17 protein-coding genes are annotated in these 15,877 nt (G+C 59.5%); 11 read left to right on the top strand and 6 right to left on the bottom strand.

Translation table 11 applies throughout. The features are described 5' to 3' along the window. Positions 1-2 precede the first annotated feature (2 nt). Positions 3-896 carry a DMT family transporter gene (locus J2Y90_RS21960; protein ID WP_253503196.1) on the bottom strand — a complete coding sequence of 298 codons (894 nt, stop codon included), beginning with the start codon at positions 894-896 and terminating at the stop codon, positions 3-5. Between the two features lie 88 nt (positions 897-984). On the opposite strand from J2Y90_RS21960, the gene J2Y90_RS21955 reads away from it, so the two are divergent. After that, positions 985-2,316 carry a PLP-dependent aminotransferase family protein gene (locus J2Y90_RS21955; protein WP_253503193.1) on the top strand — a complete coding sequence of 444 codons (1,332 nt, stop codon included), beginning with the start codon at positions 985-987 and terminating at the stop codon, positions 2,314-2,316. A gap of 40 nt (positions 2,317-2,356) precedes the next feature. Continuing rightward, positions 2,357-2,734 carry a c-type cytochrome gene (locus tag J2Y90_RS21950; RefSeq protein ID WP_253503189.1) on the top strand — a complete coding sequence of 126 codons (378 nt, stop codon included), beginning with the start codon at positions 2,357-2,359 and terminating at the stop codon, positions 2,732-2,734. Positions 2,735-3,329: 595 nt separating this feature from the next. On the opposite strand, the gene J2Y90_RS21945 is transcribed toward J2Y90_RS21950, so the two are convergent. The 3 genes from J2Y90_RS21945 to J2Y90_RS21935 all read right to left on the bottom strand — a co-directional run bounded on the left by J2Y90_RS21945 (position 3,330) and on the right by J2Y90_RS21935 (position 6,454). Beyond that, positions 3,330-4,985, bottom strand: coding sequence for a sensor domain-containing diguanylate cyclase (locus J2Y90_RS21945; RefSeq protein WP_253503186.1), 1,656 nt, complete (start codon positions 4,983-4,985; stop codon positions 3,330-3,332). Between the two features lie 334 nt (positions 4,986-5,319). Further along, positions 5,320-5,760, bottom strand: coding sequence for a phage infection protein (locus J2Y90_RS21940; protein WP_253503183.1), 441 nt, complete (start codon positions 5,758-5,760; stop codon positions 5,320-5,322). A 124-nt stretch (positions 5,761-5,884) separates the two neighbouring features. Then, the gene (locus J2Y90_RS21935) at positions 5,885-6,454 is read right to left on the bottom strand and encodes a chorismate mutase (protein ID WP_253503179.1); all 570 of its coding nucleotides are present in this window, start codon (positions 6,452-6,454) and stop codon (positions 5,885-5,887) included. Between the two features lie 197 nt (positions 6,455-6,651). Between J2Y90_RS21935 and J2Y90_RS21930 the strand changes: the two genes are divergently transcribed. The 4 genes from J2Y90_RS21930 (at position 6,652) to J2Y90_RS21915 (ending at position 10,526) form a co-directional block, all read left to right on the top strand. Further along, positions 6,652-8,010 (top strand): MATE family efflux transporter, encoded by a 1,359-nt coding sequence (locus J2Y90_RS21930; protein ID WP_253503176.1) that lies wholly within the window; start codon positions 6,652-6,654, stop codon positions 8,008-8,010. 94 nt (positions 8,011-8,104) lie between these two features. Next, positions 8,105-9,130: an acyltransferase family protein gene (locus J2Y90_RS21925; RefSeq protein ID WP_253503173.1), complete on the top strand. Its 1,026-nt coding sequence runs from the start codon at positions 8,105-8,107 to the stop codon at positions 9,128-9,130. Between the two features lie 62 nt (positions 9,131-9,192). Continuing rightward, a complete protein-coding gene (locus J2Y90_RS21920; RefSeq protein WP_253503169.1) occupies positions 9,193-9,750 on the top strand; it encodes a YceI family protein in 558 nt (185 codons plus the stop codon). An 89-nt stretch (positions 9,751-9,839) separates the two neighbouring features. Beyond that, the gene (locus tag J2Y90_RS21915) at positions 9,840-10,526 is read left to right on the top strand and encodes a GNAT family N-acetyltransferase (RefSeq protein WP_253503166.1); all 687 of its coding nucleotides are present in this window, start codon (positions 9,840-9,842) and stop codon (positions 10,524-10,526) included. A gap of 62 nt (positions 10,527-10,588) precedes the next feature. On the opposite strand, the gene J2Y90_RS21910 is transcribed toward J2Y90_RS21915, so the two are convergent. Beyond that, a complete protein-coding gene (locus J2Y90_RS21910) occupies positions 10,589-11,029 on the bottom strand; it encodes a hotdog fold domain-containing protein (RefSeq protein WP_253503163.1) in 441 nt (146 codons plus the stop codon). A gap of 160 nt (positions 11,030-11,189) precedes the next feature. Here J2Y90_RS21910 and J2Y90_RS21905 point away from each other — a divergent pair, with 160 nt between their 5' ends. Further along, entirely contained in the window at positions 11,190-11,810 is a 621-nt protein-coding gene (locus J2Y90_RS21905) for a TetR/AcrR family transcriptional regulator (protein ID WP_253503158.1), read from the top strand. Positions 11,811-11,930: 120 nt separating this feature from the next. Here the strand turns inward: J2Y90_RS21905 and J2Y90_RS21900 are convergent, their stop codons facing one another. Continuing rightward, on the bottom strand, positions 11,931-12,872 hold the full coding sequence (locus tag J2Y90_RS21900) for a class I SAM-dependent methyltransferase (protein ID WP_253503155.1): 942 nt from the start codon (positions 12,870-12,872) through the stop codon (positions 11,931-11,933). 200 nt (positions 12,873-13,072) lie between these two features. Here J2Y90_RS21900 and J2Y90_RS21895 point away from each other — a divergent pair, with 200 nt between their 5' ends. The 4 genes from J2Y90_RS21895 to J2Y90_RS21880 all read left to right on the top strand — a co-directional run bounded on the left by J2Y90_RS21895 (position 13,073) and on the right by J2Y90_RS21880 (position 15,792). Continuing rightward, positions 13,073-13,486 carry a response regulator gene (locus J2Y90_RS21895; protein ID WP_056788985.1) on the top strand — a complete coding sequence of 138 codons (414 nt, stop codon included), beginning with the start codon at positions 13,073-13,075 and terminating at the stop codon, positions 13,484-13,486. Between the two features lie 57 nt (positions 13,487-13,543). Then, complete coding sequence (locus J2Y90_RS21890; protein WP_253503152.1) at positions 13,544-14,212, top strand: HAD-IA family hydrolase; 669 nt, start codon at positions 13,544-13,546, stop codon at positions 14,210-14,212. A gap of 351 nt (positions 14,213-14,563) precedes the next feature. Then, a complete protein-coding gene (locus J2Y90_RS21885; RefSeq protein ID WP_253503148.1) occupies positions 14,564-15,361 on the top strand; it encodes an SDR family NAD(P)-dependent oxidoreductase in 798 nt (265 codons plus the stop codon). Between the two features lie 20 nt (positions 15,362-15,381). Then, a complete protein-coding gene (locus J2Y90_RS21880; RefSeq protein ID WP_253503145.1) occupies positions 15,382-15,792 on the top strand; it encodes an SRPBCC family protein in 411 nt (136 codons plus the stop codon). Positions 15,793-15,877: the final 85 nt, after the last annotated feature.

Below are 15,877 nucleotides of genomic sequence, written 5' to 3'. Positions count from 1 at the left end.
CATTATCTGGCAAATTTCTTTGCCCCGGCCACACAGACAATCACCCCAAGCGTGACGCCGAGCATGCCCACGCTGACTTGCTCATGCAGCAACGTCGCCGCCAGTGCCAGACCAAAAAACGGCTGCAGCAATTGCAACTGCCCGACTGCCGCGATCCCACCCTGGGCCAGACCGCGATACCAGAACACGAAGCCGATCAGCATGCTGAACAGCGATACGTAACCCAGACACATCCACGCCGACACACTGATGTTGGCGAAAGAGGCGGGCGCCAGCCACAGACTCAGCAGCGCCATCGGCGGTAACGACACCACCAGCGCCCAGCAGATCACCTGCCAGCCGCCGAGGCTGCGTGAGAGTTTCGCGCCTTCGGCGTAACCGAGGCCGCAGGCCAGAATCGCCGCAAGCATCAGCAAGTCTCCGGTTGGCGACGCGCTCAAGCCTTGGGACAGGGCGAAGCCCACCACCAGCGCACTGCCCAGGATCGAGAAGATCCAGAACACCGGTCGTGGCCGCTCGCCGCCGCGCAACACACCAAACATCGCGGTGGCCAGCGGTAGCAATCCTACAAAGACGATCGAATGCGCTGACGTTACGTGCTGCAACGCCAGCGCGGTCAACAGCGGGAAACCCAACACCACGCCCAGCGCCACAATCAACAACGACAGCCACTGCTGGCGCGCCGGTCGCCGTTGTTTGAACAACGTCAAAAGGCCCACCGCCAACCCCCCGGCAATCGCTGCCCGCACTACGGTGAGAAATACCGGGTCGAATTCGAGCACCGCCAACCGCGTCGCCGGTAGCGAACCGCTGAAAATCAGTACGCCGATAAAACCGTTGATCCAACCACTGGTCTTGTCCAGCGCCGGTTTGATCGGGTTCGAGGTGGTTTCCATATCGCTCGCACTCAAAAGTGGGTTGTGTTGCCGCGATCCTAGAGCTGAGAATCAGCACAATCAAAAAATTGTCATGGATACAGCCGGCATGCCCAAGTCTCGTTACAAAACCCTGGTTGACCGTTACGCGGCGGACATTCGTGGCGGACGAATGACGCCGGGCGCGCGATTGCCAACGCATCGGCAGCTGGCTGCGCAGGAAGGACTGGCGCTTGTCACCGCCTCACGGGTGTACGCCGAGCTCGAGGCGATGGGACTGGTCAGTGGCGAAGCCGGGCGCGGTACGTTCGTGCGGGAAATGTCGCTGGCGCCGGGGCAGGGCATCGATCAGAAGGATGTGGCGGTGGGCATGATCGACCTGAATTTCAATTATCCATCGTTGCCTGGTCAGGCCGAGCTGTTACGCACGGCATTGCGCCAGCTGGCGTTGTCCGGTGATCTGGACGCCCTGTTGCGTTATCAACCCCACGCCGGGCGTGCCCACGAACGCGCCTCGGTGGCGCGACATCTGTCGGCACGCGGCGTGACGGTCGAGGCCGGGCAAGTGCTGATCGTCAACGGCGCTCAGCAAGGTTTGGCCGTGACGCTGATGGCACTGCTCAAACCCGGCGATGTGATCGCCGCCGATGCGCTGACCTATTCCGGGTTCAAGGTGCTGGCCGACGCGTTGCATCTGGAAGTGCTGGCGATTCCGGTGAGCGAACATGGCGCGGATTTGCAGGCGCTGGAGAAACTTTGCCGGCAGCGCTCGGTGCGCGCCGTGTACAGCATGCCGACGTTGCACAATCCGCTGGGCTGGGTCATGCCGGTGGAGCAGCGTGAGCGGTTGGTTGCGATCGCCCGTCGCTATGATCTGACGATCATCGAAGACGCGGCCTACGCGTTTCTGGTCGACAGCCCGCCGCGAACGTTGATCGATCTGGCGCCGGAACGGACGTTCTATGTTTCAGGCCTGTCGAAAAACATCGCCACCGGATTGCGCGTCGGCTTCATTGCGGCGCCACTTGCTCAGGTGCCTGCACTGGAGCGGATTATTCGCGCCATGACCTGGAACACGCCCGGCGTGATGACCGCCATTGCCTGCGGCTGGCTCGATGACGGTACCGTCACCGTGCTTGAGGAACAGAAGCGCAGCGATGCCATGGCCCGGCAGGCCTTGGCGGCTGAGGTACTGAAAGGGCTGCGCTACATTGCTCATCCGGCTTCGTATTTTCTGTGGCTGCCATTGCCCGAAGATGTACGCGCTGATCAGATGGTTGTCGAGTTGATGCAGCAGCAGATTTCGGTCACCAGCGCCGAGCCGTTTTCGGTGTCATCCAACACGCCCCATGCGCTTCGTCTGGCGCTGGGCTCAGTGGACATGGACGTCTTGCATCAGGCGTTGCTCGCCGTCAGAACGATTGTCGGCGCTTATCTGTAAACTGCGCTCACGCCATGAAAAGCCAGGTTTGGACTGTTCAATGAAATTCATCACGACACTGCTGCTCACCTTGATCTTCAGCGCCAGCGCACAGGCTGAGGGCGATGCTGAAGCGGGGGCGAAAATCTTTCCGCGCCTGTGCGGCGGTTGCCATCAGGTTGGCGAGTCGGCCCGACCGGGGTTTGGTCCGCAGCTCAACGGCATCATTGGCCGAGCTGCGGGGACTTCGGCCAATTATGTCTATTCCGATGCGATGAAGAATTCGGGGATTACCTGGGATCGGGCGACGTTGAGGGATTATCTGGAGGATCCGAAAGGGGTGGTGCCGGGTACGCGGATGATTTTCTGGGGGCTGAGTGATGAGGAGAAGTTGAATAATTTGCTGGCGTATTTGCAGAGGTTCAGTGCTGAGCCCTAGTCGGGCGATGCTTTCTCGTCTGATTGAGTGCATATCCATTGCTGCGGTAACGGCTGCTTAGGGTTTCGCCCTTACGGCGACTCACTTTTTTTACAAACGCCTAAAAAAAGTAAGCAAAAAAACGCTTGCTCCTGCGTTCGGCCCTCGCAGGCTCGGGTTCCTTCGCTGCGGGATCGATCCGGGCGCAGCGGCTCCGGTTTGCTTCGCTGCACCTCCTTCCGCTGTGTCTGGCTGCGCCAGACGGTCGCTGCGCTCCCACGCCCGGATCAATCCCTCCGCTCAGCCTTCCGACGTCGCCCGTGGATCAAGATCAAGAGCAGGCGAGCTGACACTCGACCCAGAGGTGAACGCGGAGACTGTAGGAGCTGCCGAAGGCTGCGATCTTTTGATCTTGCTCTTGCTCTTGCTCTTGCTCTTGCTCTTGCTCTTGCTCTTGCTCTTGCTCTTGATCTTGCTTTCTGTGGGAGCGAGCCTGCTCGCGAAAGCGGTTCTCCAAACGACTCATATTTCCGGTTTTACCCCATCCCTATGCGAGCTGGCTTGCCAGCGATGGTGGCCGGCGGGCAGACCTGTCTCTGGTTGACATACGCCGGTGTCAGTGAGCATGGACCGCGACCTGATTGCGCCCCGCAGCCTTCGCCTGATACAGCTGCTGATCGGCACGTTTGATCAGCGCCATGTGATTGTTGTCTGCCGGATCCGCCAGGGCCAGGCCAACACTGACCGTGACGTTTCCTGCGCCGGGAAAGTCCGCTTCGGCCACCGCGGCGCGAATCTTCTCGGCGACGACTTGCGGGGTGTCGGGTTGCGCCACTTCCGGCAGCAGCACGGCGAACTCTTCGCCACCGTAACGCGCGACGAAATCGGTGCTGCGCACACTGTGCTGGATCAGCTCCGCCAATTGCTGCAGGACTTCATCGCCCACTGCATGACCATGGCTGTCATTGATGCGTTTGAAGTGGTCGGCGTCGATCAACAACAGGGCGAAAGGCCGTCCGGTGCGTCGGGACAGCAGTGAGTATTCGGTGATTTTTTCGTCGAACCGCCGACGGTTGTAAACGCCGGTCAGGCCATCGTGCGTCGCCAGACTCAGCAGCTCGGCGTTGGCCTCGGTGAGTGCGGCGGTGCGTTGCGCCACGGTGGCTTCCAGGGTCGCGTTGGCCTCCTGCAGTTCGCGCTCCTTGCCGAGCAGCGATTGCGTCATTGCATCGATGGACTGGCCGAGCTGGGCGATTTCCAGCACCGGATGCTGGAGCTGGAATTGCGCGCCGGCCTGGTTGTTTTGGACCTCTTTCGCGGAGCGTGCGAGTTGTTCGATCGGGCGGCTCAGGTACAGCGCCAGGTAATAAGCCACCAGACCGAAAACGATGGCGGCGAATACGCCGAGTATCAACAATTCGTATTGCAGCGTTCGCGCCGGTAGCAGCGCGGTCTCCAGTGGCTGACGAATGGCGATCGACCACGAAAGCGCCGTGCCCGATGGCGTTGGCACGGTGACCATACTGGTCAGGTAACCGCTACCGGTGGTCCAGCCCTGCGTAGCCGAATGGTTGACTGCCAGTTGCTGCCCCATGAGTGCTTCGGGATAGAGCACCTTGCCATCGTGGTCGACGATCAGCGCCTGGACATCCGGCGCCGAGTTCTTGTGTGAAAACGCGGCCGACTCGACGATGCGGGTCACCCAGCTCCAGTGCGCATGTGCGCCCAGCACGCCAATCACTTGACCTTCGGCGTTATGAATAGGGGCAGCGAAATCGATGAAGCGCAGCGGCTCGCCATTGGGCAGGCCTGGCAATAATTTGGCCAGCAACACTGCTTCGTGAGGATCGCCGGTGTATTGCCGACGCAAGCCAACCTGAAACCACGGGCGTTTTTGCACTGATTGTCCGACCAGCAAATCATTGACGGCCTGGCGGACGTTGCCCTCGGCGTCGGTGACGCCCATCCACGCATATTCGGCGCGCGCTTGGGTGCGCAGCTGCATCGATTTGAGAATGTTCGGGTTATCCAGATCACCACGCTCTAGATGCGGCGCGCGACTCAACAGATAAACCTCCAATTGCCGTTCGCGCAGTTGCTCGCCCAACAACGTCGCCGTCGCCCGCGCCGTATTCAGCAAGGCGCTGCCGCTGGCCTGTTTCATCTGTTCGGTGGCAATGTGACCGACGTAGAAGCCCACGCTCAATAATGTCAGCAGTGACAAACCGCCGAACCACAGTGTGAGATGGCTACGCAGACTGGCTTTGAACATGGAGGGCGGTGTCTGTCTTTATCAAAGTGGCGCCATGTTAAGCGACATCGCTGACGGCCGGCCAGCGAACGGGTTCAAAGAAATCCAAGATGGTGCTGCCGATGGGGATTATTTTCGTTGGAGTACGCACCGTCCGAGAGATGGATTGCGGACGTTTTCCCATGCGGTTTACTGTGAAATACCTCAGCAAAGTAGCCGCCGCGCTGTCGGTTTGGTTCACGCGGTTTCCGTCGACGTGGCCAAGCTGAAAACCGCGCACCAAGCGACGACTGAATGTAAAAAGCCCGGCTGATCAGGCCGGGCTTTTTCATGGTGTGGCGGTACAGCGATTGAATCATGCGACGCGGCGTTCCATCAGACGATCGGAACCACCTTCGGCAACACGGCGTTCGATCAGACGATCAGAGCCACCTTCGGCAACACGGCGTTCGATCAGTCGATCAGAGCCACCCTCGGCAACGCGGCGTTCGATCAGACGATCGGAACCACCTTCGGCTACACGGCGTTCGATCAGGCGATCAGAGCCACCTTCGGCAACGCGGCGTTCGATCAGGCGATCAGAGCCACCCTCGGCAACACGGCGTTCGATCAGGCGATCAGAGCCACCCTCGGCAACACGGCGTTCGATCAGGCGATCAGAACCACCCTCAGCCAAGCGGCTTTCGATCAGCTTGTCCGAGCCGCCTTCAGCGACCAGGGTCTGAACAGGGGTTGCTGCAAAAACGTTGACTGCGAAAACCGAGAATGCAATGCCGAGAAGGGTTTGGCGTTTCATGATCGTGTGCTCCAGAAAGTTGTTTGTTTGTCTGGAGCCGATGTTACGCCGCGCAGTTTTTATGAAAACTTCATTGACGTGATGGTGAACATCGACGCTGATGATGGTTGCCAAGACCTCCGGTTCAGAGCGCTTTGGCCCGTACACACAACTCGCCGCCGGCACGAATCAGTGCCAGCTCATGCAGCGCATCGGCGGCCAGACCGCTGCGTGCATTGGCCAGCCAGGACGGGCAATTCGGGTCCTGTCGATGGGGCGCGAACTCGGCGTATTGCTGTAACAGGCGTTTTTGCAGCGCATCCAGATGGGGGCGAATCTGTTTGCCCAGATCCGGGCGCGGCGTGTCCGGTGCCGTACCTGCCGCTTGCCATTGCGCGAGCAGACCGTACTGCACCAGTTTGTTCGCCTCCATCTGTGCGGCGATCAGCTGCGCGACATCGTCCGGGTTCAGTTCGTGTTCGATGGCCAGCGTTCGGGCATCGGCAATGACCTGCGCCTCACGTGGGCTGTCCTGGACCGGCTTGCCGCTGTCCCACTTGGTCAGCGCAACCAGATCACCGATGTTCAGGCGTTCGTTCAGGGTGGCGAGTAAGGATTTCAATGAATCAGGTGCTGCTGCCGGTGCGGCGGCCTGAGTACAGGCGGCGAACGGAGCGAGGAGGGTACTGACCAGAATATTTGCAACCTTACGCATGAGCCGAGCCTCAATGGTATCTGTCGGAAGAGCTGTGATTTACCACAGCCGCACACTGACACAAAGCGATCTCTGGCATTTACACAAATCCAAAACAGGCAATCAACGCCGATTGGAAATGTTGATTGCACGCTGCACCCAACTCACCGAAGCTATCGTCAATCAGGCCTGCCGCCGTCGAGATGGACCTCCATTCAATGCAAAGCACCACCTTCGCCAAACCCCTTTGGCAAACCTATCTGCTGTTTCTTGCGCCGATGGTGTTGTCCAATTTCCTGCAATCGATGTCCGGCACGGTCAACAGTATTTACATCGGCCAGATGCTCGGCACCCAGGCGTTGGCGGCAGTGTCCGGCATGTTTCCCGTCGTGTTCTTTTTCATTGCACTGGTCATCGGGCTCGGGGCTGGAGCGGGTGTGTTGATCGGTCAGGCGTGGGGCGCACGCGAAACGCACATGGTCAAAGCGATCGCCGGGGCAACGTTGCTGTTGGGTGTATTGATCGGTCTGGTCGCAGCGGTGCTGGGCACTGTGTTCGCGCGGCAGGCACTCACAGGCCTGGGCACCCCGGCAGATGTACTCGACGATGCGGTGGCCTATGCCCACGTGATGTTGTGGATTCTGCCGTCCCTGCTGGTGTTCGTACTGTTCACCCAGTTGCTGCGCGGCGTCAGCGATACGCTGTCGCCGTTGCTGGCGCTGATCGTATCCACCGCCGTGGGGCTGGCGCTGACGCCGGCATTGATTCGCGGCTGGCTGGGCTTGCCGCCATTGGGCATTCAGAGCGCGGCATATGCCGGACTCGCCGGTAATCTGGCCGCGATGGCATGGCTGGCATGGCGGCTGATCCGCAAGGGCCACCCGCTGGCACCGGATCGAGAATTCTTCGCCGCGCTTCGGCTGGACCGGGTCATCCTCGGCAAGGTTCTGCGCATCGGCCTGCCAACCGGGGTGCAGATGATCGTGCTGTCGTTATCGGAGCTGGTGATTCTGGCACTGGTCAACCAGCACGGCTCGCAAGCGACAGCGGCGTATGGCGCAGTCACCCAGATCGTCAACTATGTGCAGTTTCCTGCATTGTCGATTGCGATCACGGCATCGATCCTCGGTGCCCAGGCGATCGGCGCCGGACATCTGCAACGCATGGGGCCGATCCTGCGCACCGGGCTGTTGATCAATGTGTGCCTGACCGGTGGCCTGATTGTGCTGGGTTATCTGCTCTCGCACTGGTTGCTGGGCCTGTTCCTGACCGAAGACCCGACTCGCGCGATGGCCGAGCATCTGCTGCACATCATGCTCTGGAGCCTGTTGGTCTTCGGCTTCCAGGCCATCATCGGTGGGATCATGCGCGCCAGCGGCACGGTGCTGGTGCCGGTGATCATTTCAATTATTTGCGTGGTCGGCGTGCAATTGCCGGCAGCGTATTGGCTGGACGGGCAGTTTGGCCTGCAGGGCGTATGGATGGCGTTTCCGGTTGCCTATCTGGGGATGCTGGTTTTGCAGACGCTGTATTACAAACTCGTCTGGAAGAATCAGAAGATCGAGCGATTGCTTTAGGCGCAGCTATTGCGGGTGAACATTTTTCTGTTCTCCCGCACAAAAGCGTCGTAGCGTATGCGCCCACAACTATAAGGACATTACGAGGGTGTAAGTGGGAGCTTTTCGACTGCTGTTGGCCGTGCTGGTCGCTGTATCTCACATGGGCAAAACGTTCGCAGGACTTAATCCTGGCGTGATCGCCGTTATTTCCTTCCTGATCATCAGTGGATTCGTGATGGCCTCGCTCATCGAGCGAAACTACAGTGAGCCAAAGAAGATCGGTCTGTTCTATGTCGACAGGGCGCTGAGGCTGTATCCGCAATTTCTGGTGTACTTCGTTGCTTCCTGTCTGGTGATCCATTTTCTGTTGCCCGGCACACCCCAAGCGGCGGAGCTGACATGGCAAACCCTGTCGTCCAGCGTACTCATGCTGCCGCTCGGCTATTACATGTTCGGCGTTGGCGGAACCGAGATCCTGCCACCCGGCTGGTCGCTCGGGCTGGAAATGAGTTTTTATCTGCTGATCCCCTTTCTGTTGATTTTCAAGGCGCAGGGTGTCGCCTTTGCTGTCTCGGTCGGGATTTTTTTGCTGGCGTGCCTTGGCTTCATCAATACCGACATCTACGGCTACCGTTTGCTGCCAGGCGTGTTGTTCATCTTCCTGTGCGGCTGCTATCTCTACCAGCGCAACGTCAAAGGAATGGCCATTGTCGCGGGCACTGCCGTGGCGGCGGCGCTGATGTTTGTGGCGATCATGGCAGGGTGGATCGAACGTCGTCCGTTCAATGCCGAGGTCACGCTCGGCATCACCGTGGGAATCCCACTGGTCTATGTTTTCACCAGACTCAAGTTCAATCGGGTAGATGAGTTCCTTGGCAATATCAGCTACGGCGTGTTCCTCAACCACTTTGTGGCCATGTATTTACTGCGCGGTTTTTGGCCGGTGGCGTATGACGCTTACATTATTGGAGCGGTGCTGGTGTTGTCATTTGCCTGCAGTGGCGTGACCTATTACTGCGTCGAGCGCCCTGCACTGACATTGCGCCACCGTCTGCGCAGGGGGGTGAAGCACGTTTCGGGTCAATCGCACAGCGCCGGGATTACTGAATCTCCAGTGCCTGAGCGTGGAGTGGCATAACGTTCGGTTGTTTGCTTAAGTCAACCAAGGCCCTCGACGGCACGCGCTGCCCGGAGAACTCCATGTCGATGCGATTATTGCTGGTTGCTGCGTTTTGCCTGTGCGCAGCGACCGTCGCGCAGGCCGCTGAATACACCAGGGTCAACACCACTGCCAGCCAGATCAGCTTCACTTACAACCAGCTGGGCTCGCGAATGTACGGTACCTTCGGCAAGTTCGAGGCTACCCTGGACTTCAATACCGACAACCTCGCCAACGCCCGCACCACGCTGCAGATTGATCTGGGCAGCATCGACGCAGGCAGTGAAGACGCCAATACCGAGCTGGTGAAACCGGCCTGGTTCGACACAGAGAAATATCCGGTCGCCGTGTTCGAATCCAGCCATTTCACCAAAGTGGACGAGTACCGTTATCACGTCGTCGGCCAATTGACCCTCAAGGGCATCACCCGCGAAGTCGAGATACCTGTGGAATTGAAACCGGACAACGCCGTTGGCATTTTCGACGGTGAGCTGGTGCTCGAACGCGATGAGTTCGGGCTCGGTGCGGGCGAGTGGGCAGACAGCGTGGTGTCCAAAGACATCAACATCAAATTCAGAGTCGTGGCCCCGCAACAGTGACGGGTTCCATGGAGCCCGGCACGGTATGATGTCGCGGTTCGTCGACGGCTCAGCTCATCGGCAACGTTTTTTACCGCCGGAGTTTGCCCATGCCACGCATCACCCACTACACCTCTCCATGCCCCGAAAGCGTCAACAGCCAGATTCTGCAAATGGTCGTCGATTACTTTACGGACATCAGTGCGGTCGGACTTGGTCCGAGCAACCTGCTGTACAACGTTTATCAATACGCGATCGGTTATGAGGTGCATCTCTACCTCGAGGCGCTGAATGGCCAGAAGGGCACCGAGGTGGAATTGCTGGTTGCCACCGGTGATGACGATCCGGAACAGGTCATCGGCTTTCTGTTGTACCTGCCGGTGCAAGGCGATTGGGAGGCGTGCAGCGTCGCGTACATGGCGGTGCGTGAAGGGTATCGGCGTCAGGGTGTGGCGCGGGCGTTGCTCGCGGACATGGTCGGGCGCTATCCGCATGCGGAACTGGCCTGCAGCATCGGCAAGGTGCCGTACTTCGAGGCGTTGGGTTTTGAAGTGATCGGCCAGCGCGAGACGCAGGTGCTGATGAGCACGCGGCATTACCGCAGCAACGGTTTGCGTGGGTTCATTGACACCACGCCGATCTACCGCTCACTGGAAGTGCAGCAGATTCATACCTACTTGCTGCAAAAGAACGGCAAGCGCGCGATGCTCGATGCGGAAAAACAACGCGACCGGCATCTGGACCAGACCAGTCGCCACGTAGAGGAATTTGTCCGCCAGCGCCTGACCCTGCACTGACCCGGCCAATAAAAAGCCCTTGCTGCGCGTTCCGTAGCAAGGGCTTTTTTGTGCCTGCAATCTCAACCGAGCTTGACGTTCATGGTGATCCGCGCGGTAAAGACCTTTTTGCCCTCGGCATCGTGAATGTCGACGTTGACCACCTTGTCGCCATCGCTTTGCCAATCCACACCTTCGGCGCTGGCCACGGCGGTGACGTCGGTTTTCGCCTTGGCCAGGTATTCCACGGTCATTCCTTTGGGAATCCAGCGTGCCCCGGCCGGGATCGATACGTCGGTCATCATCCCACCGGCCAGTTCCGCCGCGTTGCACATGGCGATCGCATGCACCGTGCCGAGGTGATTGGTGATTTCCTTGCGAAACGGCACCTGCACCGTGGCGGCATTCGGGCGCAATTCGCTGATCAGCGGATTGATGCTGCTGAAGTAGGGGGCGAACTGGCAGGCCATCTTGCTGAAAGCGTCCGGGCCGACGCTGTTGAACATGCTGAGAGATTGACTCATGGGAAGCCTCACTGGGTGGTTTTGCAGAATGATGTTCTGTTACAGAATAATGTTCTGTAACGGAACGGTATTCTGTTCGCGGCAAATCTGTCAACCTAGGCGCGATTTGCTCACGGGCACTTAACGCCTTCTTCAAACCCGTTTTCGGACCTCAAGCAGCATGGATACCGCCGATCTACTGGAACGCAGCTACCCCGGTCGCCGCGCCGAACTCAAACGCGATATTTTTCGCAAGGCCTTGAGCCTGTTCAACGAACAGGGGATCGAGGCGACCACCATCGAGATGATTCGCGCCGAATGCGACACCAGCGTCGGCGCGATCTATCACCATTTCGGCAACAAGGAAGGGCTGGTCGCGGCGCTTTTTTTCACTGCGCTGGAGGATCAGGCGCGTTTGCGTGATGCGTATCTGGACGTGGCCGCTACCACTGAAGAAGGCGTGCAGGCGCTCGTCTTCAGCTATGTCGACTGGGTCGAGCAACAGCCGCAGTGGGCGCGATTCCAGTACCACGCCCGGTTCGCCGTGACCAAAGGCCCGTTCAAGGACGAACTGGCCGAGCGCAACAAGACGCGCAGTCTGCGTCTGCGCCAATGGCTGGCGGAATCGGGTCGCGCTGGCGAGCTTCAGGACTTGCCTGCGGAACTGCTGCCATCGTTGATCATCGGCCAGGCGGACAGCTATTGCCGGGCGTGGCTGGCAGGGCGGGTTAAAGGCAGCCCGAAGGCCTATCGCGAAATGCTTGCGCAGGCGGCATGGCGGTCGATCCGCGCTGAAAGCTGATTCACACGCCCCCCTGTAGGAGTGAGCCTGCTCGCGATAGCGGTGTGTCAGTTAACCATTTGCTGACTGACACACCGCTATCGCGAGCAGGCTCACTCCTACAAGGGGATGTGTGGTGCGTCAGCTGATGTGCTGGAAAATCAGGGCTTTCAGGCCGCTTTCCGGGTCGATATCCGGAAACTCCGGCGGATTGGCCAGCCGTTGTTCGAAGCGCAGGCTTGGCGCTTCCAGGGTGACGCCATCAATCAGGAAGTCCGAGCCGAACGACGGATCGTTCATGCACGCCAATACTGTGCCTTGCGCGGTCAGCAGTTCCGGCAAGCGGCGCAGTACGCGCTGATAGTCCTTGGTCAGCAGAAAACTGCCCTTCTGGAACGACGGCGGGTCGATGATCACCAGATCGTAGGGGCCGCTGTTGATCACCTTGCCCCAGGATTTGAACAGGTCGTGACCGAGGAAACTGACCTTGCTCAGGTCGTGGCCGTTCAGACGATGATTGTCGCGACCACGGCTCAGGGCGGCCCGGGACATATCCAGATTGACCACATGGCTGGCGCCGCCCTCGATTGCTGCTACGGAAAAGCCGCAGGTGTAGGCGAACAGGTTCAATACCCGCTTGCCCGCTGCCTGTTCGCGCACCCAGTTGCGGCCGTAACGCATGTCGAGAAACAGACCGGTGTTTTGCTTGCGGCCGAGGTCGACGCGGTACTGCAAGCCACCTTCGACGATGGTCATTTCCTCGATTTCCTCGCCGATCAGCCATTCGGCCGTACTCTGCGGCAGGTAACGGTGCTGGATCAGCAGGGTGTGCGCGCCGGACTGCTGCCATTCGCGCTTGGTGGCGAGTTGCAACAGTGAATCTCTCAGATTTTGCAGTTGTTCAGGCGCCGGCTCCTTGAACAGCGACACCAGCACCACGCCCTGCAGCCAGTCCACGGTCAGCTGTTCCAGTCCCGGCCAGCAGCGCCCGCGGCCGTGAAACAAGCGGCGGGTTTCGCTGGGTGCCGCCGCCAGTGCGGGCAGCAAATGGGTGTGGAGGGTGGCGAGGGCTTCAGGGGTCATGGATTACGGTTCGGCCGTTCAAAGGGCCGGCATTTTAACCACAAATGAGTGTTGCGCACGGTCGCTGCGCTTCGAAAAACAACACCTTGGCGAAATCTGCTGTATCAAAAATGAATTTCTACAAGACGCGCTGCTCATACCAGATAAGCAGCGGATTCAAAACCGCTATTCAAAAAATGTAATTCGGGGGAGTGCTGTTCATGTGCCCTACACCTACGTCGAGCGCGCACCTTCCTGGCGGGTTGATTCTGGTTGTCGAGGACGATCCGTTGATTCTGGAGTTTCTCTGCGAAATTCTCCAGGAGGAAGGGTTCAAGGTCGAACCGCAAACCAGCGCTGACGCCGCCTCACTGTATCTGGAAGAACACGCGGCGAACGTCGCGTTATTGCTGACCGACATCACCATGCCCGGCACGCTTAACGGCGCCGACCTTGCGAATCTGGTCGGCGATCGCTGGCCGGAAAAACCGGTGATGGTGATGTCCGGCTATGAAACGCCGGAGACCTCCGGGGTCAAGCATTCGGTGGCGTTCATCAAGAAGCCGTGGGCGATCGGTCAGTTGCTCGACTGTGTGGAAAGTGCGTTCAAATCCAAGGCCCCGCAGTTGCACTGACAAGTGCTACATTGCCGGGCCTGTCTGCCCCGGCCATCTGTCAGAGGATTTGTTCTTTTGTCTGCACAAGCATCGGTTTTTGATCGCGCATTCGCCGCGTTCCTGTTCGACATGGACGGCACCGTCCTCAATTCCATCGCCGCCGCCGAGCGCATCTGGTCAGCGTGGGCGGTGCGCCATGGCGTTGAGGTCGAGACGTTCTTGCCGACCATTCACGGCGCGCGGGCGATCGACACAATCACTCGGCTGAATCTGCCGGGCGTGGATGCCGAGGAACAAGCGGCGTTCATCACCGCTGCGGAAATCGAAGACGTTGAAGGCATTGTCGAAATTCCCGCTGCTGCGGCATTTCTCAACGGTCTGCCAAAAGAGCGCTGGGCGATGGTGACGTCCGCGCCACGGGATCTGGCCCTGCGGCGGATGGCGGCGGCGGGGATTCCCGAGCCGGCGGTGATGATCACGGCGGAAGATGTGAAGGCTGGGAAGCCTGATCCGTCGGGGTATCTGCTGGCGGCGAAAAAGCTGGGGGTCAAGCCGGCTGACTGTCTGATTTTTGAAGACGCGACGGTTGGTATTCAGGCTGCGGAAGCGGCGGGCGCTGCGTTGATGATCATCACTGCTACGCATCAGCATCCGATTGAAACGGCTCACGCTACGTTGGCCAGTTACGATGCGATCAGCGTGACGGTCGATAACGAGGGTTTGCTTCGCTTGACGCAAGTCTGATCAGTTTCCAAAAGCCCCTCACCCTAGCCCTCTCCCGGAGGGAGAGGGGACTGACCGGAGGATATTCAGGTGATACGCCGACGTGGAAGATCTTCCCTGAATCCGGAATCGCTATGTTCTTTCAGGTGGGCGTTGAGTTCAGCATAACTCGGTCGGTTTCCTCTCCCTCGGGAGAGGGCCAGGGTGAGGGGCTACGGTCTGCCAGACGCAGGGATTCCTCGATCAAACGACATCCCCGTCACCGGTCGGCAGCTCAACCGGGCGCGCACTATCGCAACTACGCTGATCCATGCTTCTGAAATCGTCGCCAAAGTCGAGCGCGGTGGAACTCCTTGCCAATGAGGTAAACCCATGAAAATTGATCTGAGTGGAAAACTGGCCGTCGTCAGCGGCAGTACCGCCGGCATTGGGCTGGGCATCAGCCAGTCGCTGGCCGAGGCGGGCGCCACGGTGGTGGTGATCGGTCGCGACACGGCCAAGGTCGAGCAGGCGCTGGCGAGTATTCGCAAGGCTGTGCCGGGCGCGCAGCTGCGCGGTTTGACCGCTGATCTGGGCACCGCCGAGGGCGCGGAAAAACTCTTCGCCGCCGAGCCGCGCGCTGACATTCTGGTGAACAACCTCGGCATTTTCAACGACGTCGATTTCTTCGAGACTCCCGACAGCGAGTGGACGCGCTTCTACGAGGTCAACGTGATTTCCGGCGTGCGTCTGGCGCGGCATTATGTGCCGGCGATGGTTGAGCAGGGCTGGGGCCGGGTGATCTTCCTGTCTTCGGAATCCGGGGTCGCAACGCCGGCGGACATGCTCAATTATGGCGTGACCAAAAGTGCCAACCTCGCGGTGTCCCACGGCTTGGCCAAACGTCTGGCTGGCACCGGGGTCACGGTCAATGCGATCCTGCCGGGGCCGACTTTCACCGACGGTCTGCAGGACATGCTCAGAGACGCCGCTGCCGAGTCGGGGCGCAACCTGCGTGAGGAAGCCGACGCCTTTGTGCGCAAGGCCCGTCCGACCTCGATCATCCAGCGCGTGGCGGATGTATCGGAGGTTGCGCATCTGGTCACCTACATCGCTTCGCCGCTGTCCTCGGCCACCACCGGCGCCGCATTGCGCGTCGATGGCGGTGTGGTCGACAGCCTGACTATCTGAATCCTTGAGAGAGAGGTTTTATGCCAACTGCATCCGCAACCATCGACATCCCGGCCTCGGCCGATCAGGTCTGGCAATTGATCGGCGGCTTCAACACGCTGCCCGACTGGCTGCCGCTGATTACCAATAGTGAATTGAGCGAAGGCGGGCGCGTGCGCACCCTGCAGACCGCCGACGGCGGCGTGGTGATCGAGCGTCTGCAAACCTTCGACAACGCCGCCAGAACGTACAGTTATTCGATCGAACAGGCACCGTTCCCGGCCAGCGATTACCTGGCGACCATCAAGGTTGAAGCCCAAGGTGAAGGGGCGCGGGTGACGTGGTCGGGACGTTTCAACGCGGTCGGCGTGAGCGATGAAGAAGTGGTGGCGTTGTTCAACGGCATCTATCAGGGCGGGCTCGACGCCCTGCGGGCCAATTACCCAACCTGATTGATTCACAAAGCGCCTATGAGGCATGGGATTTCCTGTGGGAGCGAGCCTGCTCGCGAAGGCGTCAGGTCAGTTAACATTGCTG

Source organism: Pseudomonas koreensis (assembly GCF_024169245.1).
Classification (GTDB): domain Bacteria; phylum Pseudomonadota; class Gammaproteobacteria; order Pseudomonadales; family Pseudomonadaceae; genus Aquipseudomonas; species Aquipseudomonas koreensis_F.
The sequence above is the reverse complement of the archived record's forward strand: the minus strand, read 5'-3'. Positions and strand labels throughout refer to the sequence as shown.

Excerpts from the sequence above, each read along its gene's own strand:
- J2Y90_RS21950 (WP_253503189.1), top strand. The coding sequence starts at position 2,357 with ATGAAATTCATCACGACACTGCTGCTCACCTTGATCTTCAGCGCCAGC.
- J2Y90_RS21880 (WP_253503145.1), top strand. The coding sequence starts at position 15,382 with ATGCCAACTGCATCCGCAACCATCGACATCCCGGCCTCGGCCGATCAG.
- J2Y90_RS21900 (WP_253503155.1), bottom strand. The coding sequence starts at position 12,872 with ATGACCCCTGAAGCCCTCGCCACCCTCCACACCCATTTGCTGCCCGCA.
- J2Y90_RS21895 (WP_056788985.1), top strand. The coding sequence starts at position 13,073 with ATGTGCCCTACACCTACGTCGAGCGCGCACCTTCCTGGCGGGTTGATT.
- J2Y90_RS21930 (WP_253503176.1), top strand. The coding sequence starts at position 6,652 with ATGCAAAGCACCACCTTCGCCAAACCCCTTTGGCAAACCTATCTGCTG.
- J2Y90_RS21935 (WP_253503179.1), bottom strand. The coding sequence starts at position 6,454 with ATGCGTAAGGTTGCAAATATTCTGGTCAGTACCCTCCTCGCTCCGTTC.
- J2Y90_RS21915 (WP_253503166.1), top strand. The coding sequence starts at position 9,840 with ATGCCACGCATCACCCACTACACCTCTCCATGCCCCGAAAGCGTCAAC.
- J2Y90_RS21940 (WP_253503183.1), bottom strand. The coding sequence starts at position 5,760 with ATGAAACGCCAAACCCTTCTCGGCATTGCATTCTCGGTTTTCGCAGTC.
- J2Y90_RS21960 (WP_253503196.1), bottom strand. The coding sequence starts at position 896 with ATGGAAACCACCTCGAACCCGATCAAACCGGCGCTGGACAAGACCAGT.
- J2Y90_RS21945 (WP_253503186.1), bottom strand. The coding sequence starts at position 4,985 with ATGTTCAAAGCCAGTCTGCGTAGCCATCTCACACTGTGGTTCGGCGGT.
- J2Y90_RS21955 (WP_253503193.1), top strand. The coding sequence starts at position 985 with ATGCCCAAGTCTCGTTACAAAACCCTGGTTGACCGTTACGCGGCGGAC.
- J2Y90_RS21885 (WP_253503148.1), top strand. The coding sequence starts at position 14,564 with ATGAAAATTGATCTGAGTGGAAAACTGGCCGTCGTCAGCGGCAGTACC.
- J2Y90_RS21910 (WP_253503163.1), bottom strand. The coding sequence starts at position 11,029 with ATGAGTCAATCTCTCAGCATGTTCAACAGCGTCGGCCCGGACGCTTTC.
- J2Y90_RS21905 (WP_253503158.1), top strand. The coding sequence starts at position 11,190 with ATGGATACCGCCGATCTACTGGAACGCAGCTACCCCGGTCGCCGCGCC.
- J2Y90_RS21920 (WP_253503169.1), top strand. The coding sequence starts at position 9,193 with ATGTCGATGCGATTATTGCTGGTTGCTGCGTTTTGCCTGTGCGCAGCG.